Origin of the sequence: Pseudoalteromonas agarivorans (assembly GCF_024518735.1) — a bacterium.
Taxonomy (GTDB): Bacteria; Pseudomonadota; Gammaproteobacteria; order Enterobacterales; family Alteromonadaceae; genus Pseudoalteromonas; species Pseudoalteromonas atlantica.
This window is the reverse complement of record NZ_JANIGJ010000001.1, coordinates 692260-716657: the sequence shown is the minus strand read 5'-3', so window position 1 is coordinate 716657 and position 24398 is coordinate 692260. Positions and strand designations below refer to the sequence as shown.

22 protein-coding genes and 1 pseudogene are annotated in these 24398 nt (G+C 40.4%); 17 read left to right on the top strand and 6 right to left on the bottom strand.

The genetic code is table 11. The annotated features are described in order from the left end of the window. Positions 1-280 precede the first annotated feature (280 nt). The 6 genes from NQT65_RS03185 (at position 281) to NQT65_RS03160 (ending at position 5809) form a co-directional block, all read left to right on the top strand. The gene (locus NQT65_RS03185; RefSeq protein ID WP_256850488.1) at positions 281-742 is read left to right on the top strand and encodes a hypothetical protein; all 462 of its coding nucleotides are present in this window, start codon (positions 281-283) and stop codon (positions 740-742) included. A 99-nt stretch (positions 743-841) separates the two neighbouring features. Beyond that, entirely contained in the window at positions 842-2680 is a 1839-nt protein-coding gene (secD, locus tag NQT65_RS03180) for a protein translocase subunit SecD (RefSeq protein WP_256850487.1), read from the top strand. Continuing rightward, positions 2673-3605: a protein translocase subunit SecF gene (secF, locus tag NQT65_RS03175; RefSeq protein WP_256850486.1), complete on the top strand. Its 933-nt coding sequence runs from the start codon at positions 2673-2675 to the stop codon at positions 3603-3605. Before secD ends, secF begins: the two co-directional genes overlap by 8 nt. Positions 3606-3722: 117 nt before the next feature. Further along, positions 3723-4199, top strand: a complete 477-nt coding sequence (locus NQT65_RS03170; RefSeq protein WP_126006789.1) for a GreA/GreB family elongation factor — start codon at positions 3723-3725, stop codon at positions 4197-4199. A 145-nt stretch (positions 4200-4344) separates the two neighbouring features. After that, positions 4345-5298, top strand: a complete 954-nt coding sequence (locus NQT65_RS03165; protein WP_256850485.1) for a hypothetical protein — start codon at positions 4345-4347, stop codon at positions 5296-5298. A gap of 109 nt (positions 5299-5407) precedes the next feature. Next, a complete protein-coding gene (locus tag NQT65_RS03160; RefSeq protein WP_420875619.1) occupies positions 5408-5809 on the top strand; it encodes a hypothetical protein in 402 nt (133 codons plus the stop codon). A 60-nt stretch (positions 5810-5869) separates the two neighbouring features. Here NQT65_RS03160 and NQT65_RS03155 read toward each other — a convergent pair whose 3' ends face one another. Continuing rightward, positions 5870-6211, bottom strand: coding sequence for a zinc ribbon domain-containing protein YjdM (locus NQT65_RS03155; RefSeq protein WP_126006791.1), 342 nt, complete (start codon positions 6209-6211; stop codon positions 5870-5872). A 305-nt stretch (positions 6212-6516) separates the two neighbouring features. Between NQT65_RS03155 and NQT65_RS03150 the strand changes: the two genes are divergently transcribed. Genes NQT65_RS03150 through NQT65_RS03140 form a run of 3 tightly spaced genes read left to right on the top strand, consistent with a single transcriptional unit; the run spans position 6517 to position 9554 of the window. Further along, positions 6517-7911, top strand: coding sequence for a RimK family ATP-grasp domain-containing protein (locus NQT65_RS03150; RefSeq protein ID WP_256850484.1), 1395 nt, complete (start codon positions 6517-6519; stop codon positions 7909-7911). A 3-nt stretch (positions 7912-7914) separates the two neighbouring features. After that, positions 7915-9024: a GNAT family N-acetyltransferase/peptidase C39 family protein gene (locus tag NQT65_RS03145; protein ID WP_256850483.1), complete on the top strand. Its 1110-nt coding sequence runs from the start codon at positions 7915-7917 to the stop codon at positions 9022-9024. A 17-nt stretch (positions 9025-9041) separates the two neighbouring features. After that, the gene (locus NQT65_RS03140) at positions 9042-9554 is read left to right on the top strand and encodes an MgtC/SapB family protein (protein ID WP_024034059.1); all 513 of its coding nucleotides are present in this window, start codon (positions 9042-9044) and stop codon (positions 9552-9554) included. A 36-nt stretch (positions 9555-9590) separates the two neighbouring features. On the opposite strand, the gene NQT65_RS03135 is transcribed toward NQT65_RS03140, so the two are convergent. Then, positions 9591-10601, bottom strand: a complete 1011-nt coding sequence (locus NQT65_RS03135; protein ID WP_008131596.1) for a GlxA family transcriptional regulator — start codon at positions 10599-10601, stop codon at positions 9591-9593. 124 nt (positions 10602-10725) lie between these two features. Between NQT65_RS03135 and NQT65_RS03130 the strand changes: the two genes are divergently transcribed. Together NQT65_RS03130 and NQT65_RS03125 are read left to right on the top strand one after the other, a co-directional pair. Then, entirely contained in the window at positions 10726-12633 is a 1908-nt protein-coding gene (locus NQT65_RS03130) for a beta-ketoacyl synthase (RefSeq protein WP_256850482.1), read from the top strand. A gap of 330 nt (positions 12634-12963) precedes the next feature. Continuing rightward, complete coding sequence (locus tag NQT65_RS03125; RefSeq protein ID WP_256850481.1) at positions 12964-13989, top strand: energy transducer TonB; 1026 nt, start codon at positions 12964-12966, stop codon at positions 13987-13989. Between the two features lie 60 nt (positions 13990-14049). On the opposite strand, the gene NQT65_RS03120 is transcribed toward NQT65_RS03125, so the two are convergent. After that, positions 14050-15234 carry an acetyltransferase domain-containing protein gene (locus NQT65_RS03120; RefSeq protein ID WP_256850591.1) on the bottom strand — a complete coding sequence of 395 codons (1185 nt, stop codon included), beginning with the start codon at positions 15232-15234 and terminating at the stop codon, positions 14050-14052. A 169-nt stretch (positions 15235-15403) separates the two neighbouring features. Beyond that, positions 15404-15820, bottom strand: coding sequence for an MgtC/SapB family protein (locus NQT65_RS03115; RefSeq protein ID WP_004587826.1), 417 nt, complete (start codon positions 15818-15820; stop codon positions 15404-15406). A gap of 228 nt (positions 15821-16048) precedes the next feature. Between NQT65_RS03115 and NQT65_RS20245 the strand changes: the two are divergent. Both NQT65_RS20245 and NQT65_RS03100 read left to right on the top strand, forming a co-directional pair. Next, a pseudogene (locus NQT65_RS20245) lies at positions 16049-17541 on the top strand (BCCT family transporter). Between the two features lie 158 nt (positions 17542-17699). Continuing rightward, positions 17700-18074, top strand: a complete 375-nt coding sequence (locus tag NQT65_RS03100; RefSeq protein WP_138685134.1) for a hypothetical protein — start codon at positions 17700-17702, stop codon at positions 18072-18074. Here NQT65_RS03100 and fghA read toward each other — a convergent pair. Together fghA and NQT65_RS03090 are read right to left on the bottom strand one after the other, a co-directional pair. After that, complete coding sequence (gene fghA, locus NQT65_RS03095; protein ID WP_256850479.1) at positions 18028-18870, bottom strand: S-formylglutathione hydrolase; 843 nt, start codon at positions 18868-18870, stop codon at positions 18028-18030. The genes NQT65_RS03100 and fghA overlap by 47 nt on opposite strands. Before the next feature lie 68 nt (positions 18871-18938). Beyond that, entirely contained in the window at positions 18939-20060 is a 1122-nt protein-coding gene (locus tag NQT65_RS03090) for an S-(hydroxymethyl)glutathione dehydrogenase/class III alcohol dehydrogenase (protein ID WP_004587830.1), read from the bottom strand. A gap of 131 nt (positions 20061-20191) precedes the next feature. Between NQT65_RS03090 and NQT65_RS03085 the strand changes: the two genes are divergently transcribed. The 4 genes from NQT65_RS03085 to NQT65_RS03070 all read left to right on the top strand — a co-directional run bounded on the left by NQT65_RS03085 (position 20192) and on the right by NQT65_RS03070 (position 24329). Further along, a complete protein-coding gene (locus tag NQT65_RS03085) occupies positions 20192-21061 on the top strand; it encodes a LysR family transcriptional regulator (protein ID WP_029774426.1) in 870 nt (289 codons plus the stop codon). Positions 21062-21186: 125 nt separating this feature from the next. Continuing rightward, positions 21187-22404, top strand: coding sequence for a lipoprotein-releasing ABC transporter permease subunit (locus NQT65_RS03080; protein ID WP_256850478.1), 1218 nt, complete (start codon positions 21187-21189; stop codon positions 22402-22404). After that, positions 22397-23095 carry a lipoprotein-releasing ABC transporter ATP-binding protein LolD gene (lolD, locus tag NQT65_RS03075; protein WP_248451462.1) on the top strand — a complete coding sequence of 233 codons (699 nt, stop codon included), beginning with the start codon at positions 22397-22399 and terminating at the stop codon, positions 23093-23095. The genes NQT65_RS03080 and lolD overlap by 8 nt, the downstream gene beginning before the upstream one ends. Continuing rightward, positions 23085-24329: a lipoprotein-releasing ABC transporter permease subunit gene (locus NQT65_RS03070; RefSeq protein ID WP_256850477.1), complete on the top strand. Its 1245-nt coding sequence runs from the start codon at positions 23085-23087 to the stop codon at positions 24327-24329. Before lolD ends, NQT65_RS03070 begins: the two co-directional genes overlap by 11 nt. Positions 24330-24398 lie beyond the last annotated feature (69 nt).

Sequence of the window (24398 nt, the reverse complement as noted above, 5' to 3'; positions counted from 1 at the left end):
GATTTATAGGTGCCTCTTTGGTACGTCCGGCTTAGAAAGTGCATTTAAAGAAGTCTATATTCAAAAAAAGGAACAAAAAATTGCACAGACATATATAGTTTTGGCTTTGCTAATCAAAAGTATCAATAGCTCAGTAGGGGGAGTCTCAATAACTCTAAATTAGCAAGTACGAGGTAAGTTTTGTGTTGTAGTTATCTTACAAGATAATTTCTGTAATGCATTGTATTTTAAATACTTGCCCATATATATTACGCATCCCCTATTTTAGTTTGACGCAACCATGTTTAACATTCGTGTGTTTATATCTGCTTTTTTACTGTTTTGTGCGCTTTTTAGTGTTCAAAGTAGTGCGCAGTGCGCGACACATAAATTAAACACTGCAACCACCTCATTGAGTGTGTTTGCTGATAGCGTTGAGTTAGCTAAAACGCTGCCTATATCAAAATCGGTAAAGGGGAGTGAGCACAAAAAAACTCATCAAACAGGGTTTGACGCTCATCAACCTAGGTTAACGGCCAGTAATTCTTCGTTATTTTTACATGTCGTGCAAAGTGAGCCTGAATACGACGTTGTATTTGAGTTTTTTGCACACACCCTTTTTAGAGAAATATACCTAAGCCCCAACGCGTTTATTGCCCAACAGCCATGGTATACACTTGTAACGCATAGCAAAAAGTCGCGACTCAGCGGCTGGAAAGACGCTAATTTACTCTATACCGCCGTAAGTACCTACCACGCTTAATTTTCTTATTTAATTTTTACTAGGTTTTTACGTTTAAGCCTTTAGATTAATTGTGCTTTTAGAAAAGTACGTTACCGGTTCTGGTAATAAGGAAACACCATGTTAAGTGTAAAAAAAGATCACAAGCCGTTTATGGCTAAATTTAAATTAAGCTATATAGCCATGCTTATTGTGCTGGTTTTATTAGCCATTAGCGCATTATCCAACTTATACCCAAATAAATCGTGGTTACATGTAAGCAATGCACCTCATAGCGAAACACAAGTTGTGCCAAGTACTAATACATTAGTTACTTTTTTAAATAACCAAGGCTTAAAAGTTGAGCAAGGGCTAAATAATCAAACATCTATAAATATTTTGTTAAACGAGCCAACTAAAAGCGCACAAGCGCAAGCGGCTATAAAGGCGCAGTACCCAAACACGCAAGTTAAAATTGTAGAGCATGCAACGAGCCCACTTTGGCTGCAAGAGTTTGGTTTATCGCCAATCAAATTGGGACTAGATTTAAACGGCGGTGTGTTATTTGTACTCGACGTAGATTTAGATAAAGCAATTGATGAGCAATTAGTCAGTGCGTATCAACAAGCAAAATCAATTATTATTAAGCAAAAAGCGCACGGCCTTAAAGTGCTGCAAACAGGGCACGGCTTTGAAATAAATGCACACCCAAATGGAGCGAAAAAGCTTACCCCGGTAATCAATGAGCTACAAAGTCGATTTGCTAATTTAGCAGTTTCAACAACCAGTATTGGAGATGTTAAAAATGCAAAATTCACCTATTCAGAGCAAGGGCGAAGCAACTTTGATAAAGAAGTAATGAGCCAAACGCTTACAACGCTTCGCTCACGTATAGAAGAATTAGGCATTACCGAAGCCGTCACTCAGCGCCAAGGTAAAAACCGTATACGCATAGAGCTGCCAGGCGTGCAAGACCCAACAGAGGCAAAGCGCATCATAGGTGCAACTGCATCACTTGGGTTTTATCAGTTAAAAGAAATCGGTGGGCAAACATTTGATATGCAATCAGGCGGGACCATCAAACTTGACCCAGTGCCAATTTTTACCGGTGAGCATATTAATAATGCCACAATAGGGCGCGATGACTGGGGTAAACCCCTTGTGCAACTTAGCCTTGATGGGCAAGGCGGCGATGCCATGTCAGCGTTTTCAAAAGCGAATATTGGTAAGCCTATGGCCACGGTTTACTCTGAGTACTCTCAAAACGCTAAAGGTGAAACCGTTAAAAAAAGCGAAGTAATAAATGTGGCGAATATTGCGCAGCATTTAAGTTCACGTTTTAGTATTACTAATATGAAAAGCCAACAAGCAGCGGCCGACCTAGCACTATTATTACGCGCAGGCTCGCTAACTGCACCGGTTACTATTCTGCACGAGCAAACAATTGGCCCAAGCCTAGGTCAAGAAAATATAACTAACGGCTTGGCCGCATTGATGCTGGGAATGAGTATTACACTTGCCTTTATGGCAATGTGGTATCGCCGCTTAGGGCTTATTGCAAACGTAGCGCTGTTATTAAATTTAACGTCGCTTGTGGGGCTAATGTCGTTATTACCAGGGGTTGTGTTAACACTTCCGGGTATTGCCGGGCTGGTACTCACCATTGGTATGGCGGTAGATACCAACGTTATTATATTTGAGCGAATAAAAGAAGAGCGTAGAAAAGGCCGCTCTGCTTATCAAGCTATTCAAGAAGGTTACAAGCAAGCCGCTAACACCATATTTGATGCCAATATAACCACCATGATCACCGCGCTTATTTTATATGGAATAGGTTACGGCCCAGTTAAAGGCTTTGCTATAACATTGGCACTTGGCTTAATAACCTCGGTATTTACTGGCGTGTACGTATCAAAAGTACTAAGCCAAACGATATATTTAAAAATGGCTAAAAAAGCAGGAGTAAATGCACATGCTTAACACTTTTTTAAAGGGCGAGGCGGGTACACGTCTGCGTTTTTCGGGCATGCTTTTGAGCGCCATACTTGTACTGCTATCGGTATTTACGCTTAGTCAAAAAGGGCTTAATTTTGGGCTCGACTTTACCGGTGGTTACCTAACAGAATTTACCACCAGCCAAGGTGTTGAGCTAAAACAACTTGAGCAATTTATTACTAAAAATCACAATGGCGAGTTTGAACTAACCGCACAAGGGAATAATCACTTTCAACTACGCGAAGCGCCCAGCGGTTCAACAGCAAATAGTAGTGATTGGCAAAGCGCCATTACACAAAATGCAGATATTAACGCCGAGGTTTTATCATCAGCGTATATTGGCTCGCAAGTGGGGGATGAACTGTTTGAGCAAGGTTGTTTAGCGCTATTTTCAGCTATGGTTGCAGTAATGCTTTATTTAGCGGTGCGGTTTGAATGGCGTTTAGCCGTAGGCTCTGTGGTTGCGCTAGTGCATGATTTATTACTGGTACTGGGGCTATTTTCGCTATTAAGTATCGAGTTTAATTTATCGGTACTTGCCAGTTTGCTGGCCATTATAGGTTACTCACTTAACGACTCTATAATAGTAGGCGATAGAGTACGCGAGCTTTTACGTGTTAAATCTAATAATGCGCTTAGCCCCGCAAGTATTATTAACAACGCCATAAAAAGTACCTTAACGCGTACGCTTATTACATCGGGTACCACACTTGCTACAGTTGCAAGTGTTTGGCTCCTCGCGGGTGCGCCATTACAAGGCTTTGCCATCGCGCTATTTACCGGCATTGTAGTAGGCACGTTCTCATCTATTTGTATTGCCGCCACGTTACCCGAGCTTTTAGGGTTAAGTGCTAAAAATTACGAAGAAAAACAAGATGCAGAAACGCAAGCGTTGCTCGATATGCCCTAGCAATAAATGCTTATAAAAATCTGCATTAAAACACAGGCGTTTAAAATAATGGTTTTAAGCGCCTTATAACGGTAAAATTAATCACATAGTTTACCGTATTGGTTATTAGCGCCTTTCATGAATAAATCCCACGTAACAGAACACCTTAAATTTGCACTCGAAGCACAATTAAACAGTGCAAAACAAGCAGCAAAAGCCGCGCACGACGCCGCCACTCACGAAGAAAGTGTTGCAGAAACGCAGTACGATACCCTAGGACTCGAGGCCGCTTATTTAGCACAAGGCCAAGCCGAGCGTGTAAACGATTGCTACAAAAGCATTAAACAGTTTGAAGCCATTTTTAAAGAGCCCACTCACAAAAAAGTGATTATAAGCTCACTCGTTTGTTTAGAAGATGAAAACGAGCTACAAAAATGGTTTTATTTAGGCCCAGCCGCAGGCGGGTTAACGGTTGAAGTAAAAGGGCAAACTATTCAAGTTGTTACACCCGAAGCACCCCTCGGTAAACAACTTTTAGGCAAACAGCTTGATGATGAAGTAATCCTAACCATTGCAGGCAAAAACCATGAATATGAAGTGGTAGAAATTTTATAAACATTGGTTTTATATGTAGGTCGGATAAGCGAAACGCCATCCGACAAAGGTAATTCTGTCTAATAACATTATTAACAGTCGTTTTGGTGTGTTATTAATTATCAAAATGGGAGCAATAAGGTGTTAGCCTTCAAGGAATAGAGTTGTGAAAACACAGAAACCAGTTTGTCAGATTTGTGGCTCCTTCAGAGAGTTGACTCTTCACCTGCATGAGCTTGGTAAATTTTGTGAGCTACTTAGCAATGAAAAAGCAGTATTTAAGTCAGTTAAAAAAGAAATCGTTGAGTGTGGTGTTGCCAAAACTCAAAGCATTGCCAAATGGCTTCGTTTAGCTAGTCAACTTGAATCAGTTGACATGAATACCTTTAGATATGAGGAAGCACATTTTTACTGCGAACCTGTAGCTGACGAACTTAATTCAAATGCAAACCATGATTCTTCTCTAGCAACCCAGATTACTAGATTTCTATTTATTTCGAATGCACTTGAAGAGGCTTACCGGTTATCAAGTCAAGTTTATGAACAACAGTTTTTTAAACTAAAAAAAACTAGTAAAAATATAGAAAGAAAACGAAGTTACTCAACGCAATCAGCATGGCTGTTAGACGAGGTTTTTGTTTCAAGAGAATTGCCAGAGTATTATTCCCACAAAGTAGATGGGTTAACTGAAGTATCGAAAATATACAAAGATATATTCAAAGTTAATTTTGATATAGATCTTGAAAAAGACAATCATAAATCAATTGGTTTTTCTTTGGTAAGGAACATAAGAAATCATATAGCGCATGCTGTTTTTCCCATTATTGATAATCCCGAATTTACCTGGGAGTTTGATGACCCAAGAACTAAAAAACTGGTTTTGACTTTATTGTCAAGAGCTTCTCGACTAGCAGCGATGAACATTCAAATTATCATTGGCTTTGTTTGTGATGAATTTAACTCCGATGATTATATTTACCTCTCAGAAGACCTTGACGTCGGCGATATATTTTTGGGAACCTGTACTTTACGCTACGCAAATAACCTTCACATTGAACAAGGTTTTGGTCTAAATGAAAGTTCACAATGGGCATGGCGATCAAGTGCTTTAGAAGGCTAACATGCCGTTCAGATGAAACTAAAGCGGTTGGCTCAGTTCCACTTCGCTTCATATTATTACTGACAATTTTATTCCGCTTTAGCGGGTATTAGGTAAACAAGGAAGTATTTTGATTCATAGATTTTTATCAATATCCGCGATGCTCTTTTTATTATCAGCCTGCACAACAGTTGAGCTTTATTACACGAAGGCTTCTGGCGAACGTGTATTAGGGTGTGATGTGGAGTTTGTTGGCTTACCAAGCGTTGACAAGTTTGCGGTTGAATATGCACTTAGCCTCTGCGCGAAAAGCTCTGTTAAAAAAGGGTATTCCATAGATAAAGAAAAGGAATACCTACTGACCCTAGAGCTTCAAATTCCAGAGTCAAAATGTGGTGAATCATGGAACCATAAGTCGGCAAAAGAGCTGTATAAAACTGGCAAATTGTCAAAGAAGGAATATGGCTATATTGTTGCTCATATAGACCTGGGTTTAGCGGTTGTTAACGAATGCTCGCCAATAACTAAATAATAATCAATCATTTCGATCGTTTTGGCGAGTCATACAGGATGCCTTCGCCCTTTATCCGACCTACGAATTAGCCTTTTTCACAAACTTCGCTGTTACCATCATTTCGCCAATGCCATCTACTTTGCAATCTAGCTCGTGATCTTTTTTATCAAGCACACGCCTTACGACTGCTTTTGTGCCAATTTTAATGACTTGTGAGCTGCCTTTAATTTTTAAATCTTTGGCTACGGTTACTTTATCGCCATCACTTAGCATAGTGCCATTGGCATCTTTAACTAAAATTGCGTCTTCATCGTTTGTACTGTTTGGGTTCCATTCATAGGCGCATTCAGGGCAAATAAGCAGTTGTTGGTCTTCGTAAACATATTCAGATTCGCACTGTGGGCAGGCAGGGTGTGACATTTTTAACGCTCATAAAATAGTAGTTTTACGTATTTTAATCTGCATTAATAGGAAAATATAGTTAATCAATATTTTTTATCTTCACGCTAAAAATATCTCGTTTGTGTGGTTTTTAAAAAGGGCATATAAAGCAGATGTCGCTTAAGCAATTTAAGCGCTAACACTTACAGTAGGTATTTGTTAAAGCACCCATCGTATTAAGTGATACGCGCAATGCCCACTTAGTACGCTGGGTGTTTCTATTTATAGTGCTGAGTATTTTATGAGGCATGCTTTTTATATTTCTGACTTAACTAGGAAAAGTCGTGTTTAAAACCTTAATAGTGGTTGATAACAACGAGCAAACCCTTGCTCAATCGTTCGACAATGTAATTACGTTTAATAGTTACTTACGTGATTACCCAAAACATAATGAACCTAAAACCCGCATTATTAATTTATGCGACTCAAGCCAATACTTGAGTAAAGGTTACTATTGCTCATTACTTGCAGAGGCCCGTAAACACCAAGTATTACCCAGCGTTAAAACAATAAACGCGCTTCGAAGCGGTCAAGCTCCTATGTTAAATATTGGCTCTATTGATGGCGAAATTTACTTTGGTAATGCCTTAAACGAGCTACAAAGCAAAGCGGCTAAATCGGTATTTAAGCAATACCCAGCGCCTATTTTATATGTAGATGAGCAAGGCTTGTTACAGCAAGGTTCGCTTAGCACTTTAAACGATGAGCAATTCAGCAATTTTGTAGCAAAACTAAATACGTTTACTCAAACCCAATGGCGCATTGGTACTGTGCAGCGCCGTTTTAGATGGGATATGGCAATCCTTGTTGATCATAACGAAAAAGTACCACCGAGTGATAAAGACGCCATAGCCCGCTTTATAAAAGCAGCGGCTAAGCATGGTATTAATGCTCAAGCATTAAGCTTTGAAGAAATAGACAACATTGCCCAGTTTGATGCGTTATTTATTCGCCAAACTACAGCAATTGACCACCTAACGTATCGCCTTGCAAGCAAAGCACAAAGCCTAGGTTTAGTAGTAATTGACGATGCTGAGTCTATTTTACGTTGTTGTAATAAAGTGTATTTACACGATGCGTTTAATTATCAAAAAGTGCCGAGCTTAAAAACGGTGGTAGTGGCTGATCAATCAGCGCAAACGCTTGAGCAATTAGAAGAGGCTTTTACCTATCCGCTTGTTTTAAAAATGCCTGAAGGGTCGTTTTCTAAAGGGGTATTTAAAGTTGCAAACCGCAGTGAGCTTGAAGCTAAACTAACCGAGCTGTTTGAATATAGCGCATTGGTACTTGCACAAGAATACATGTACACAGAATACGATTGGCGAGTAGGTGTATTAAATGGCCGCGCTATATATGCGTGTCGTTACTTAATGGCTCGTAATCATTGGCAAATTTATAATCATGATGCTAAACGGTTTTTCTCTGGTGGTTTTGAAACGCTACCTACCTTTGAGTTACCAAAAGTTGTTTTAGATGCCGCTTTAAAAGCATGTAAAACTGTGGGCAAAGGCTTATATGGCGTAGATGTTAAAGAGCATCAGGGCCGCGCTTATGTGCTTGAAGTAAATGACAATCCAAGTATTGATCACAAAGTAGAAGATGGCTATTTAGGCGACGAGCTATACATGATCATTATGGATGAATTTAAACAACGTTTAGAAGCGCGAGGCCGTGGCTAATACATGAGTAACCTTGTTATTCGAAAAGCACTTAGCAGTGATTTAACCGCACTAATAGACCTTGAAAACGCTTGCTTTAATAACGACAAATTGAGCCCACGCAGTTTAAAGCGTTGGCTAAGTGCTAAGCACGGTATTTTGCTCGTTGCAGATAACGGCGAGCAAGTATGCGGCTATGGGCTGGTGTGGTGCCATAAAGGCACACGTTTAGCGCGTTTATATTCGCTTGCTGTAATACCCACAATGCAAGGTAAAGGCATTGCCAAAATGCTATTAGCTGAGCTTGAAAAACAAACCAACGAGCGTGGGCGACTTTACTTACGATTAGAAGTGGCGGTAAATAACGAAAGTGCGATAGGGCTCTACAAAAGCTTGGGTTACAGAGTGTTTGGTCAATATAGTGATTATTATGACGATCACAGTGATGCACTGCGAATGCAAAAAAATATTCGCCAAACGAGTGAGCTAAAAGTAGCGCGGTTAACGCCGTGGTACCAACAAACTACCGAGTTTACCTGTGGGCCTGCGGCGTTATTAATGGCAATGGGGGCACTTAAGCCAACAACCGAGCTTAGCCAATCACATGAGCTGGCACTTTGGCGCGAAGGCACCACCATTTTTATGACATCGGGCCACGGTGGTTGCCATCCGTTTGGTTTAGCACTGGCGGCTAATAAACGCGGCTTTAAAAGCGAGGTCATGGTAAATACCACAGAGCCTTTGTTTTTAGATGGCGTACGTAATGAAAACAAAAAAGTGGTGCTTTCAACAGTACATCAACAATTTGTTGATGGTATTGCACAGGCAAATATACCACTTAGCTATAAAGATGTTGAGCTTGAGCATATTGAACAGTGGTTAAGCCAAGGCTTTAGTGTGCTGTTACTAATTAGCACATACCGGTTTGATGGTAAAAAATCACCTCATTGGGTGTGCGTTACCCACCTTGATGAGCACTGCGTGTATGTTCATGACCCATTTTGCGAGCCAGGCAGTGACAAACAGCTCGCAATAGATTGCCAGTACGTGCCTATAGCGCGCAGTGATTTTAGTAAAATGTCAGCATTTGGTAGCCAACGTTTAAGAACCGCAGTAGCCATTGCTAATAATTAATAGGTTTTAAGTAAAGAGTGACTTTTTTAGATTTAATTGATGTAGCCCCTTATTCGTGGGCGGCCATTGGTACCGCCGCTTTTTGCGGTGCCATAATTGGCTTAGAACGGCAATTGCGCGGTAAACCTGTGGGTATTCGTACCTCAGCTTTAATAACTCTGGGCACGTATTTGTTTTTATCGACCGCGTTTAACTTACAAGGCGATGTGATTGATCATTCGCGTGTAGTGGGGCAAATAATTACAGGCATTGGCTTTTTAGGCGCTGGCGTTATGCTTGCAAAAGACGGCGCTGTAGTAGGGGTAACCTCTGCTGCAACCATTTGGGTGCTTGCCTCAATTGGCGTAATGATAGCCACCGACAATTTAGGTGCTGCCATTAAACTTTCGGTGCTGGTGGTTGGTATTTTATACGGTGTAGATGTACTGGAGGCAAAATTTAAAAGCCTAAGCAAAGGCGTACACACTAAAGTAAAAAATTATCAAAAGCGTTACTACCGAAAAGACTTTAACGACACAGAGCGCCACTGATTTAACGCCACTAATTTAGTGGCGTTATTATTTGTATTAGCCAAATAGTTTTCTTCGTACTACTTTTCTGTACTCGCTTGGCGTTTGACTAAGCACTTTTTTAAATACGCGGGTTAAATGACCTTGGTCGTTATAGCCGACCTCAAGTGCTACTTCTTGAATCGTTAAATTAGATGAAGCTAATAGCTCTTTAGCGCCTTCTACCCGTAATTGTTGCCAATATTCTATAGGGCTTTGATTAGTCGCAAGCTTAAAGCGGCGGGTAAATGTACGGTAACTCAAACTAAATTGGGCGGCTACTTCTTGTAAGTTTAACTCGCTGGCTAAATTAGTTTTAAGCCAAAACTGAATTTGCGCTATGAGTTCATCTGGATGGCGGTCAACCGCGCCTTCAAGGTAACGCTGATCTTCGTATGGTTTACGTACTTCATGCGAAAAGTTACGCTCTACATGTTGAGCTGCTGCTTTGCCATAGTATTGGCTAATGATATGAACGATTACATCGGCAAGGGCATTTAAACTTGCCACCGTATACATGCGCTCAGACTGGGTTATAAAAAAGTCGGGCTTTAAGCGCACTAACGGGTAGTCGTTGCTAAATTGTTTTGCATAATGCCAGTGGGTTGTTGCAGGGTGCCCATCCAGTAAGCCCGCTTCTGCAACTAGGCAATTACCCGTACCTACACCAATTATATGACTGCCGGTTTCAAAGCTTTCTTGTAGCCATTCAACCACTTCTTTATTAGTACGAACGACAGGGCGAGGGTTTCGCCAAATCCCAGGCACAATAATTAAGTCGTTGTAGGGCGCGTTATGTGTGGTGCAGTCGGGAACTATGGCAAGCCCAGTACGGTTTTGTATTGGCTCATTATTTTTAGCAATTAAATTTATACTAAGCGGTCTAAAATCCGTGTGGCTTAAATGGCCTTTTGCATAAGCCTCACCGGCTCTTAGCATTTCAATAGGCAGTGTTAAACTGGTAATAAGTAAATGCGGGTACACTGCTATGGCAATATTTAACGCTGGGTTTACTGATTTTTTATGCATGTGAATGCTCCGACCAGTGCTTTTTGGCCTTTAATGCTGAATATTTGGCTATTAAAGCACAAAGTGCTGTGGTTAATCCAATTAAACTGTTTGCTTCTCCTATAACACGTTTTAAAGGTTAATTATGACAGCATTACCCGTAATAGTAGGCATGGGTGGTATTAACGCCGCTGGGCGTACTTCTTTTCATCAAGGTTACCGCCGTATCGTGTTAGACGCATTAAACGCACAAGCTCGTAGTGAAACATTTTTAGGCCTCGCCACATTAATGAACTTAGTACGCGTTGTTGATGGTCAATTACAAGACACAAACGGTAATAATGTTGAGCAAAGCGACATAGAAGCACGCTTTGGTGAGCAAATTATTGCTGGCACACTTATTCGTAAAATTGAAAAAGAACATTTTGACGCAGATGCCACGCCTTGGCAGCAAAAAATGACGTTAAAGTCCTCTGATGAAAACGCAATTGTATTTGAAACGCGCGCACGCGATTTACCAACCCCAGTGCCTGCCAGTTGGAAAGTACAAGAGCTTGAAGGTAAAAAAGTAAAAGTGACTATAGCGGCAGAGCTAGATGTAAAATTAGATTCTACCCGTGATAACCCAATTAAATCGGCAGGGCAGTTTCCTACCGGGTTTGATCCATCAATAATGTATAACAGCCGTTACCAGCCACGTGGTTTGCAAGCCACTATATTTGCAGCAAACGATGCTATTAAGTCAACTGGTCTTGATTGGCAACGCATAATGAATAGTGTAGAGCCAGATAAAATTGGTACTTATTCAGCCTCGGTTATTGGCCAAATGGACGACAAAGGATTAGGCGGTTTAGTTAAAGCACGCCAGCAGGGCGATCGTGTTAGTACAAAGCAATTAGCACTTGGCCTAAACACGATGTCGACTGATTTTATAAACGCCTACGTTACAGGTAATGTAGGTACTACGTTTTCTACCTCGGGTGCATGTGCCACGTTTTTATATAACTTACGCGCTGCAGTAAACGATATTCAAGCAGGGCGCACCCGTGTTGCGGTGGTAGCAAGTGTTGAATGCGCTATTACGCCTGAAGTAGTAGAAGGCTTTGGTAATATGAGCGCCCTTGCTAATGTTGAAGGCCTACGCCGTTTAGATAATTTAAGCAGTGAACAAGAGCCAAATTACCGTAAAAGTAGCCGCCCATTCGGTGAAAACTGTGGTTTTACATTAGGTGAAGGCGCACAAGTGGCCATTTTAATGGAAGATGCGTTAGCACTTGAACTAGGTGCAGATATTATGGGCTCAGTGCCTGATGTATTTGTAAATGCCGATGGTATAAAAAAATCAATCACCTCACCGGGCCCTGGTAACTACATTACGATGGCTAAATCTGCAGCGCTTGCGACAAGCTTATTAGGTAAAGAGGCGCTACAAAAACGCAGCTTTATTTTAGCGCATGGTTCTAGCACGCCGCAAAATAGAGTAACAGAGTCACTTATTTATCATAAAGTGGCACAAACGTTTGCCATTGATAGCTGGAAAGTGACGGCGCCAAAAGCTTATGTAGGGCATACAATTGCTCCCGCCAGTGGCGATCAGCTCGCTATTGCGCTGGGTGTATTTAGCCATAATATTATGCCGGGTATTACTACCATAGATAAAGTTGCCGACGATGTTTATGCTGAACACTTAGATATACGTAACAGCCACTACGATTGTGGCGACATGGACATAGCCTTTATAAACTCAAAAGGTTTTGGCGGTAATAACGCCACTGCTACTGTACTAAGCGCTAAAGTAACACTACAAATGCTTGCTAAGCGTCATGGTGAAAAAGCGATGAGTGATTACGCTGATAAAAACACATCCGTTGTTGCTGCGCAAAATACCTATAAAGCGCAAGCTGACCTTGGAAAGTACGAATTAGTATATCGTTTTGGTGATGGCGCCATTGACGATAACGACATTGTAATTGGCGAAGACGGAATAGAGCTTCCCGGTTTTGATAAAGCAATTTCGTTTAATACAACCAACTCCTATCAAGATATGTTTTAAGCACACATACTTGAATCCAAAGGCGCTGTTTAAGGCGCCTTTTTTTATGCCTGTGTTTTTTATAAAAGCCATAATAATACCAATCCGTTATACTCAATCATTTTGCGTGGCTAAACATGTCACTACCTGCGTTAAAATTCTCAATTAGAATAATTAAATAGCGAATTTTTTCCTAGCTACAAACACGTTTTCCAACCTTAAAATAGATCACTTAATAAAGCGGATTGGTATAAAGTTGATTAAAAAATGACGTGTTTTTTATGGATTAACTTGCATTTATGGAGTACCTTTGTTTTTATAATAGAAACATAATCTAGGATGGATATATCGATGAAAAAACTTTTACTAGCACTTTCTCTCGCTTCAACCTTTACTCACCTATCAGTATCAGCAGATGATTTTGTAGCTGCTGAAATTATTAATAAAAATTACGACCAACTTACTAATACCTCGCCGCGTGCATCAAGGTTAGAAGGGATTAATTTAAGTAGCTACGTGGTTGATGAAAACGGCCAGGTGAGTGATATCGAAATTGTGGCTTCGCTTGGTCAAAAAAAATATCAACGAGAAGTTCTCGATTATGTTTCTAAGCTTAATTATAAAAGTGCACAGATAAATGGCAGTGCCGTGCCTACGGCGAAAACTATTACGGTAAGCTCGCAAAATGTACACGCTAGTTTTTCGAACGATCAGGCATCCCCGGCGTTTTTTGAGGATTATGAGAAAGCCAGCCAGCTTATTGATGATAAAAAGTACGATGAAGCTAAAACGTATATTACTGAGCTTGAAAACGAACACACTAAAAACACAGTCGAAATAGTTTTACTGGCTTGGCTTAAAAGCCAACATAGCTACTTTGTGCAAGATTGGAAAAGCTTTGATAAGTCTATTTATGAAGCCTTTTTGTTTAGAGATAACTTACCGGATCAAATAAAAAAACGCGTTATTAAAAATGCCTTACAATGGTTTATTTCAAAACAAGACTACGTACGTGCTTACGATGCAATTGATGCATTAGGCGATATTGAATCAATAACGTTTAGCGAGGAAAATAGAGCGCAATTACTTGCACAAGTGAATGACATTTATAAAAATTCTGGCGCTATAAATCAGCAAATAACGCTTGAGTCTGAAAAAGCGGTTTTACCTTTACTTTCTAAAGGTACGGTTGAACTTAGTGCGAGTAAACCGTTATCTAAAGTACAACTTCGCTGTGAAAACAAAGTCGTTGATTATAATACCAACGAGATTGATAAAATATTAATTTCAAAAAATGATATTCGTTGTGGGCTATTAATTAAAAGTGCACAGGCGCAAACGGTTACTTTAAAACAAACTGGTGAAAGCTTTTTATAAAGTATTTAATTGGTAATAAACACTTAAATAAAAACCCCACAATATTATGTGGGGTTTTTGTTATATATATTTAGCAATTAGAGTGTGCTTATTATTGCGCTTCCAGCCTAAATAGCGTTTTGCAAGTAAAGTGGTTAAGCCTATAACCACAGCTATAAATAACAAAGTTGCGCCATAACTCATACCGTACCCCGGTGGAAGGCCTACTAATGTGTCACCGTATGTCATATCGCTAAAACTAAGTCCTAAAACAGGGATAAGCAACCAAGCGACAGCGTGCAATAAATACAAATGTGCAAGGTATGAGAACATACTGGTTTTACCAAGCACTTGTAAAAAGTTGCGAGAAAAGTCGGCTTTAACATGGCTTAAAAGTTTAAGCGCAATTAGCCCAAGGCCCACGGTTAGCAACATAAATTGTAATGACAGTGGGTATTTAGTCGGATTTAAAAACGACATAACAGTATTAATAGTATTGGTATGAATAGTAAACACTGAAGTGTCGCCGTATAAATTAAAACCGCGCAGCACAGTGTATAAAGCAAGGCAGCTTGCACCTAATATGGCTGCATAATTCATCACCTGGGCTTTGTATTGGTGTTTTTTATAATATACCCCCGCGCAGTAAGCTAAAGCCATTAAACCTACAATGGGCGCAACTGGGTAAGTTGTTCTCATTTTTATGCCCAAAGGTAGTTCAAGTACATTTTTTTGATGTGCAATAGACCAAAGTGTATGTGCAAGCGTATTTGGCTCAAAGCTTACGCCATCAAATAGGTTATGGCCAAACACCAACAATAAAGCACTTATTAGTACGCCGTAAATGCCTAATAAACGTAATAAGCCTAATATGACAAATCCCCAGCCTATCGCCCAAATGACCTGTGCGTATAACATTGGAAAAGCGGGGTTAAAGCTCCATGACCAGGAAACAATGGTAAATTCAAAAATGATTAGCACCAATCCACGGACAATTAAATTGTAAGAAAATGCCTTAGTTGAAGCGTATTTATGCTCGATAACAGCTGCTGAAAGGCCTGCTAAAAAAACAAATAAAGGGGCGCAAAAGTGCGAAATAAAGCGGGTGAAAAAAGTAACAGGGCTGGTACCCGGAACCGTCATAGGATCGGTTACTGAGTAATTAAGACAATAATACATACCATGGTCAATCACCATAAATATAATGATAATGCCACGCAATAAATCAATATGATGCAACCGAGGGGCTGTAGAGTGAGACGACATCATTAAGCTCAAATACGTTGTATAAATTTGGCGATATTATATGTTATATAGTATCGCCATGCGAGCTTGAGCGCTTTTAAGCGCCTTGATTTATTACATTAATTTAGGTTGCAGTAGTTACTCACAATTTATCTTCTTTCTAGTAATTACATAATGGTACACCTTAGCATTACTTAAACTTTTTAATGTACCTCAGTGTTATAAAATTAATGATAGCTAATAAAATAGCAATTTCGTAACGGCTGTAGGCAACCGCTATACCAATTAAACCCATATTCCATATGCTTGCTGCTGTTGCGGTACCTGATGTAGATTTATTATTTTTTAAAATTGCACCACCGCCAATAAAGCCTATGCCGGTAATAATCCCTTGTAGCATTTTAGATTGCGCTTCTGCACCTTCTAGCACTGACATAGCAATTACCGCATAGCCACATGAGGCAACTGCCACAAGCGGAAAAGTCCTTAACCCTGCACCATGGTGGCTTCGCTCCCTGTCGTAAGCCATAGGCAGTGCGAGTATGTAGGCAATGCCAAGGTGTACTAAATTATCGATGATTTCGTTCCACTGTAAATCAATTTCCATAATGGTCTCTATTGGTTAAGGGTGTAAACTAATAGCAACCTACAGGCCAGCTTGTTTTATTGCTTAAAATCAATGTGTTAAATTTAAATTTGAGAGGCATTCATTGATTAATTGGTAACATTTACATAGTTAATTTACGCTTTTACAGATAAACCCTGCCTATGCGTTTAATTAATTATGCAAAGTGCGTATTATTTTATTATTAAACATTAATAAACAGTATTTCACTTGCCTTTACATACAACCAAGCTTGAAAAAACAGCGTTATTACTTTGCCTTACTCTTTGTGCTATTGCATTTTTGGCGCCTCAATTACTTACTAATTATTTGCAACCACTTATAAATAACGCCTTAAGTTTTTTAGAGGCGCCGTTTTTTTTGTTAGTAAATTTTTTATTACTTGCAGTTATCGTTATTGCCATAAGCCCGCTTGGGAGGCGAAAAGTAGGCGGTGACAATGCCCGTATTGAATTTGGCTTATTTGGCTGGCTTTCTATGCTTTTTGCCGCAGGGATGGGGTCGGGTTTGATTTTTTGGGGAGTTGCGGAGCCTGCGTTGAATGTAGTCAACTCTCCTTTAAAACATACACTTTACCCTGACAAAGTAAGTAGTGCTTTAGCGCTGACGTTGGTTAACTGGGGGGCGCATGCGTGGGCTCTTTATGCAGTATTTGGGCTTGTGTTAGGTGGCTTAACAAAAAACAGTCATTGCAGTGGTGATATTAGCGCACCGGTAATTAGTGCATTAAAAGGCGCAATAAATATAAAATACCAAAACAGGCTTACCTTTATTGTTAAATTAGTGGCCGTGCTCGCCATTTTTTTGGTGTGGTTGGGACAATTGCAAACTCTACGTTATTGCTACGCAAGGGAATTGAAATAAACCTAGGGATAGAGTCAGCGCTTGTATCTGGTTTTATCATAGTCAGCTTAATTGTATTGCTGTATACAATATCGGCTAAGCTTGGGCTTAAAAAAGGTATTCAAACGCTGAGTAAGTTTAATGTTTGGTTGGCTTTTTTACTTTTATTGTGGCTGCTTTTGTTAATGCCCATACAGCCTATAATGGCTATTGCCATTGAGGGCACAAGGGATTACCTACGGCTTATTTTTACAGGGGCATGGCAATTACAAAGCCAACTTAATAACCCCGAGTGGGCAAATGGCTGGACCTACAATTATTATTTTTGGTGGTTAGCGTGGGGACCTTTTGTTGGCGTGTTTTTAGCTAAAATTAGCCAAGGCCGGCCAGTGTGGCAATATATATTGGGCGTAGTTTTGCTACCTACGCTTGTGACTATTGTGTGGTTTAGTGTGTTTTCGGGCTCAGCTATCGCATGGGATAAAACCTACCATGCCGGTATTTTAGATGCCATTAAAGCCGACTATACTCAAGGGCTATTTATATTTTTTCAGCAGTTAGGCTGGCAAGGCGCCGTACTTATTTGGTCAAGCTTGTTACTGTTACTTATTTTTGTGGTTACCTCAGCCGATTCGGCCATATTAGTAATATGTGATTTAACAAATAGCAAAAAGGCAAAAGCATGGAGTATTTATGGTTGGTCACTCGCGCTTGGGCTTTGTGCCTTTATATTACTGGTACAAAATAATGAGCCACTAAACAGAACCATTGCTATTATTGGCGCTTTACCGTTTTTAGTTATTTTTATTTTGCAGCTGGTGGGCTTTATAAAAGAGTGTATAAGTGAATTTAAGTATTAGGGCTTAAACCCATTTTATTAATAAAAGGATGACGCACTGTATTAAATTGTACGCTTAGGCCGTGCAAAATTAAGTATATAGAACAGGTATACATATTTTTACAATACTATTTTTAAAGATGTTTATAATTTAGGTAATGTTTTTGATCAGGATGAGTCATGAGAGCGCTAACTTTATGTTTATGTGTTATTTACCTAAGTGGCTGCACAGTCGCTGGTGTTATAATTGATGGGCAGGCACAGTCAAATGCACGCGCCAATAAATATAGTAATAGCCCAGCTCGTTCAGATCCTTATAAAAATCCACTCGAACCTGTACCGAAAGACAAAAACGGGTTTAGTTTTACCGATATAGGATTGAAAATAGATTCATTGCTGATCAATTTAGTAAAAGATGAGGGCAATACGGTACAAGTGTGTAGGCAGGTGAGTAAAGTATTGAAAGAGTGTGTAGAAGTAGATAAATCTGATCTACACACTAATGAGATTACGCAGTTAAAAACTGACTATGAAATGATAAGTGTTGGTCAATAAAGCTGCTTATAAAAAAGTAACTATGATCGTAGCCAGCTTGCATTTCAATGCTAAGCGGGTAACCTTTATTTTTAGCAACAGCCGCTAAATTTTGTGGCTTAAGTTGCTCCTCTAAAAACCCATCGGCATCGCCTTGTGTAACAAGCATAGGGAGAAAATCAGCTTGCTGCGCTTTTTTCATCAACTCGCACGAATCGTATTGAGCCCAAAGCTCTTTGTCAGTACCTAAGTAACCCGTAAATGCTTTCACGCCCCATGGGCAGTCAATTGGATTAACAATAGGGCTAAAGGCCGAAGCGCTAACAAACGCTTTAGGGTTTTTAAGTGCCACAATTAAAGCGCCGTGCCCGCCCATAGAGTGACCGCTAATTGCTTTAGTACTGGTTACTGGGAAGTGTTGCTCAATAAGCATAGGTAGTTCATCAACTACATAGTCATACATATTAAAATGTGTATTGAACGGTGCTTGTGTTGCGTTTACGTAAAAGCCTGCGCCTTGGCCAAAGTCGTAGCTGTCATCATCAGGGACATTATCACCACGTGGGCTTGTATCAGGCGCTACAATTGCAATACCCAGCTCAGCCGCTTTTTTAAATGCGCCGGCTTTTTGCATAAAGTTTTCGTCTGTACAGGTTAAACCCGATAGCCAATAAAGCACTGGCACTTTATTTGTTTCGCTTGCGCCAGGGGGTAAAAATACCGCAAAACGCATTGTGCAATGGGTACTTGTTGCAGTGTGGGTATATTGTTTGTGCCAACCACCTGCTACTTTTGTACTTGAGATATTCTCTAACATAAAAATCCTTAAAAGCCGCAAACAATTAAGTATTACGGCTTTTTAATACATCGGTTACCAATAGCGTATTAGTAGTGAATTACTGTACGAATACTTTTACCTTCGTGCATTAAATCAAACGCATCGTTAATTTCTTCAAGGCTCATGGTATGCGTAATAAAGTCGTTAAGAGCAAATTCGCCTGCCATGTAACGCTCAACAATTTCAGGTAACTGTGAACGGCCTTTAACACCACCAAATGCGCTACCACGCCATACACGGCCAGTTACTAGTTGGAAAGGACGGGTTGAAATTTCTTGGCCAGCACCGGCTACACCAATAATTACCGACTCACCCCAACCTTTATGACAACACTCAAGTGCTGAGCGCATTACATCAACGTTACCAATACACTCAAACGAGTAATCAACACCGCCATCGGTCATATCAACAATCACTTCTTGAATTGGCTTGTCGAAGTCTTTAGGGTTTACTAAATCGGTTGCGCCAAGTTTTGTTGCAAGGTCAAATTTGCTGGTATTAATATCTACACCAATAATGCGACCCGCGCCTGCCATTTTTGCACCAATAATAGCCGATAAACCAATGCCACCTAAGCCAAAAATAGCCACGGTATCGCCTGGTTTTACGTTTGCAGTGTTTGTTACCGCACCCATACCTGTGGTTACGCCACAGCCTAATAAACAAATTTCTTCAAGCGACGCCTCTTTGTTTACTTTTGCGAGTGAAATTTCTGGAAGTACTGTGTACTCAGAAAAAGTAGAGGTACCCATGTAGTGATAAATTGGTTGGCCGTCTTTAAAAAAGCGTGTAGTGCCATCTGGCATTAGGCCTTTACCTTGTGTTTCGCGCACTGCTGAACACAGGTTAGTTTTGCCTGAAGTACACATTTTACATACGCCACATTCAGCGGTGTAAAGTGGAATAACGTGATCGCCTACTTCAACACTGGTTACGCCTTCGCCCACTGCATACACAACGCCTGCGCCTTCGTGGCCTAAAATTGCTGGGAAAATACCTTCAGGATCTTCACCTGATAAAGTAAATGCATCAGTGTGACAAACACCAGTAGCAGTAATTTTTACCATTACTTCGCCTTTTTTAGGCATCATCACATCAACTTCTTCAACGCTTAATGGTTGGTTTGGACCCCACGCAATAGCTGCTTTTGATTTTATAAATTCAGACATGTGTTTATCCTTTGTAGTGGTTTTAAATAACAATTGTAGACCCAATTTGTTTGGGTGATGGCTCTATTGTATTTGTTTCTCAAATAATGATAATCTCTGATTTATTAAAACACTTTTACAGTATGGTAATAATGGCGCGTTGGGATGGCATAGACGAATTTATAGCAGTGGGTGAAGAGGGTAGTTTTACAGCTGCGGCTAATGTACTGGGGTTGTCGGTTGCCCATATAAGTCGCCATGTTACGGCGCTGGAGCAGCGTTTAAATACCCAGTTACTCACCCGTACCACCCGCAAAGTGGTATTAACCAAAGAAGGTGAAGCCTTTTTACATCAAACTAAGCAACTACAGCACGCTATGGACGATGCCACGCAAAGCTTAGCAACGCAGCAAACAACGCCTAAAGGTAAAATTAAATTAACAGCACCGGTTATGTATGGTGAAACTTTTATTATGCCCATTGTGCACAATTTTATGCACGCTCATCCTGAGGTCGAAGTTATTGCTACGCTTTCTAACGAGCAAGAAAATTTACTCGAAGGCGGGTTTGATTTAGCCATTCGGTTAGGGCATTTAAAAGATTCAAGCCACAGAGCACGGCGTTTAAGTGCTAGGCGCTTTATAATGTGTGCCTCCCCAGATTATTTATCCCGAGTAGGTGAGCCTCATACCCTAGGCGAGCTAAACCAACATCAATGTTTAATTGGTAACAGCAGTTATTGGCGAGTAAACGAAAATGGCCGCGATAAACACATTAAAATTGCAGGACGATTGCGCTGTAATAGTGGTTGGGCATTAGTTGATGGTGCAAAAAAAGGCTTAGGAATAGTGCAGCTGCCTAATTATTACATTGAAAATGAGCTACGAACGGGCGAGCTTGTGCCAGTATTAACTTCTTATCAGCCAGATCAAGAAGGCGTGTGGGGAATTTACCCGCCGCGCCAGTTTGTTGCCACTAACGTAAGAGTATTACTTGATTATTTAGTGGCCGGGCTTGAATAAAGCGCGTTTAAAATATAGCCAAGTATAAGATTTATAAATTATTTCTTACATTTATGGTCATATTCAATTCATCTTAGTTCGTGCTACTATAGCCGCACACTTTCAGCATAAATGTTTTAAATAATATGTTTCAACCGGTTAGCTTATTTATAGGGCTCAGATATAGCCGCTCCTCCAAAGGAAATGCGTTTATATCGTTTATCTCGTTTTTTTCTATTGCCGGAATAGCCATAGGGCTAATGGCCTTGTTCACTGTAAGCAGTGTAATGAATGGCTTTGAAAACAGTTTAAAAACAAATATGTTAGGGCTCATTCCTCACGTAGAAGTACAAGCCAATAAACACACCAGCGAACAAATGACAGCGTTAAAAGCCGATTTAGAGCGCTCAAATTATGTAGATCACGTAAGCCTTTACCGCCACGGCGAAGCCATCTTGCAAACCAATAAAGATTTACACGGCGTATTACTGCAAGGCTTGTATGACAATAACGGATCGCTATATAAAATTACCGATAAAGTTGTGCAGGGCAATTGGCAAAACGTTTTAAATAATAGCTACAACATAGCTATTAGCCGTTATTTAAGCCGTAAGCTTGGTGTAGGTATGGGAGAGAAGCTGCGCGTAATTATGCCCAATGCCTCAACTTACACGCCGCTTGGGCGCGTACCTAGTCAGCGTTTATTTAAAATAGCCGCAATATACGAAACGGGCTCAGAGATAGATATGAGCCTTGCATTTACCAGCGGCGCATCTTTACAGCGGGTATTAAAGCTTAACAAAAATACCGCGCCTAACTTAAGTGTGTCGTTACATGAACCCTTTGAATTAGCGCAATTTACAACGGACAGCCAGCACATTTTACGCGACTACCAAGTAAGTGACTGGCGCAGTAGCCAAGGTACTTTATTTGCCGCGGTTGCCATGGAAAAACGTATTATGTCTATGTTGTTAGGGCTGATTGTATTAGTGGCTGTATTTAATATTGTTTCGGCACTGACTATGATGGTGAGTGAAAAACAAGGCGAAGTGGCGATATTACAAACCTTAGGTTTAACGCCTTCACAAGTACAAAAAGTGTTTATGGTGCAAGGTTTGTATAACGGGGTGATTGGCACCGCGATAGGGGCACTTTTAGGTGTATTGTTTAGCTTATATATTAATGAACTACTCGCTGCTGTGGGGCTGAACCTACTAGCAGGTGTAGAACTTCCGGTAAAATTTGATGTGTTAAGCCTCGTTATTATTGCGCTTAGCAGTATTGCAATGAGCTTTTTAGCCACTTTATATCCTGCGCGCAAAGCCGCAAAAGTAAAACCAGCAGAGGTATTGCGTTATGAATGATTTAGTTATTAGCTGTCAAAACTTAAGTAAAGTTTATCAAGATGGACAAAACCAAGTAGAAGTATTAAAAGGGGTGGACTTATCTCTTAACCAAGGGGATATGCTGGCTATAGTAGGCAGCTCAGGCTCAGGGAAAAGTACCTTATTGCATATTTTAGGAACCCTTGATACGGCTACATCGGGTAGCGCTAAAATAAAAAATCAAGACGTTGCTAAATTATCGCGAACAGAGCAGGCGGCGTTTAGAAATAAAAACTTGGGCTTTATTTATCAGTTTCACCATTTATTAATGGAATTTAGTGCGGTTGAAAACGTGGCTATGCCGCTGCTAATTAAAGGGCTCAACGCAAAAGAGGCGAAAGAGCAAGCCCTGCAAATGCTAGATAAAGTAGGCTTAGCGCATCGCTGTGAGCATAAACCTTCGGCACTGTCTGGTGGAGAGCGCCAGCGTGTTGCTATTGCGCGAGCGCTGGTGACTAAACCCGCATTAGTGTTAGCCGACGAACCTACCGGTAACCTTGATAAGCAAAACGCGATTAAAATTTACGATTTAATAAATGAGCTAAATAAAAGCTTAAATACTAGTTTTGTGGTGGTTACTCATGACTTAGAGCTTGCAGACAAGCTAGGTAAAATTGCGTATTTAGATGATGGGAAACTTGCCATAAAAGAGTCGCACCATGTTGCTTAGTTTATTTTTAAGTGAACGCTTTAGAGCGTATTCTGGTCATAAAGACGAAAAAAACGCATTTGTAAGCTTTATTGCCAAAGCCTCTACCGTTGGTATTTTATTAGGGGTGGCGGTGTTAATTGTTGCGCTTTCGGTTATTAATGGCTTTGAGCAGCAATTAGTGCATCGTTTATTAAGTGTGGTACCGCAAGTTGAATACGTAGCGCCTAGCCGACCGATTGCTGATTGGCCTAACAAAGTAGAAAAACTTAAAGCAGAGCCTCATGTTACAGGTGCTGCGCCATTTATAGCAGTAAATGGTATGGCGCAATTTAAAAGCCAGCTAAAAGCGGTAGAAATACGCGGCGTTGAACCTAGCTATGAAGGGAATGTATCGGCCATAAATCAATTTACCAAAGGCACTCTCGTTAGTCAGCTGCGCACGGATGACGTTATTTTAGGCAAGCAAATTGTAAAGCAATTAGGCGCTAATATAGGCGATAACATTACTTTACTCATTCCTAAAATTAGCGAGCAAGGCAAGTCTCTATTAGCCCCTAAGCGCGTAACGTTAACACTTGCGGGCATTATAGAAATGGGTGGGCCAATTGACAGTAGCGCTGCATTTATTCACTTAAATAAAGCACAGTCAGTTTTAGGTTACGACGCCAGCCAAGTGACAGGTTTACGGTTGAGCGTAGATGATGTGTTTGCTGCGCATCAAATTGCACTGCGAGTAGGGCAAACTATTAGTGATTATGTGTATGTTTCTAGCTGGTTTAGAACGCAAGGTAGCCTGTATCAAGATATTCAAATGGTGCGCACAATTGTGTACATTGTGGTGTTTTTAATTATAGCGGTAGCTAGTTTTAACATTGTATCGTCGCTTGTAATGGAAGTGCGCGAAAAACAAGGCAACATAGCTATTTTAAAAACTATGGGTGCTAAAGACAGTACTATTTTAGCTACCTTTGTCATGCAAGGTTTAACACAAGCCTTTGTTGGCGTGTTACTTGGCACACTAGTTGGGGTTATATTAGCGCTTAACATTAGTGAGCTGTTTACATGGGGTAGCCAGTTATTTGCAGCTAATCCGCTTGAAGGTGTTTATTTTATTGAATTTTTACCCAGTAAATTAGTACTCAGTGATATTGGAATAACAGTTATTGTTACCTTTGTTTTAGCTGTACTTGCTACTATTTATCCGGCGTGGCAAGCAACTCGAGTCGACCCTGCCAAGGCATTGGGTAATTAACAACTCTTTATAGTGTAAATATCAATAGGGCAGCGTGCCTTAAGCTGCTAAACTGCGCGCTCATTTAAC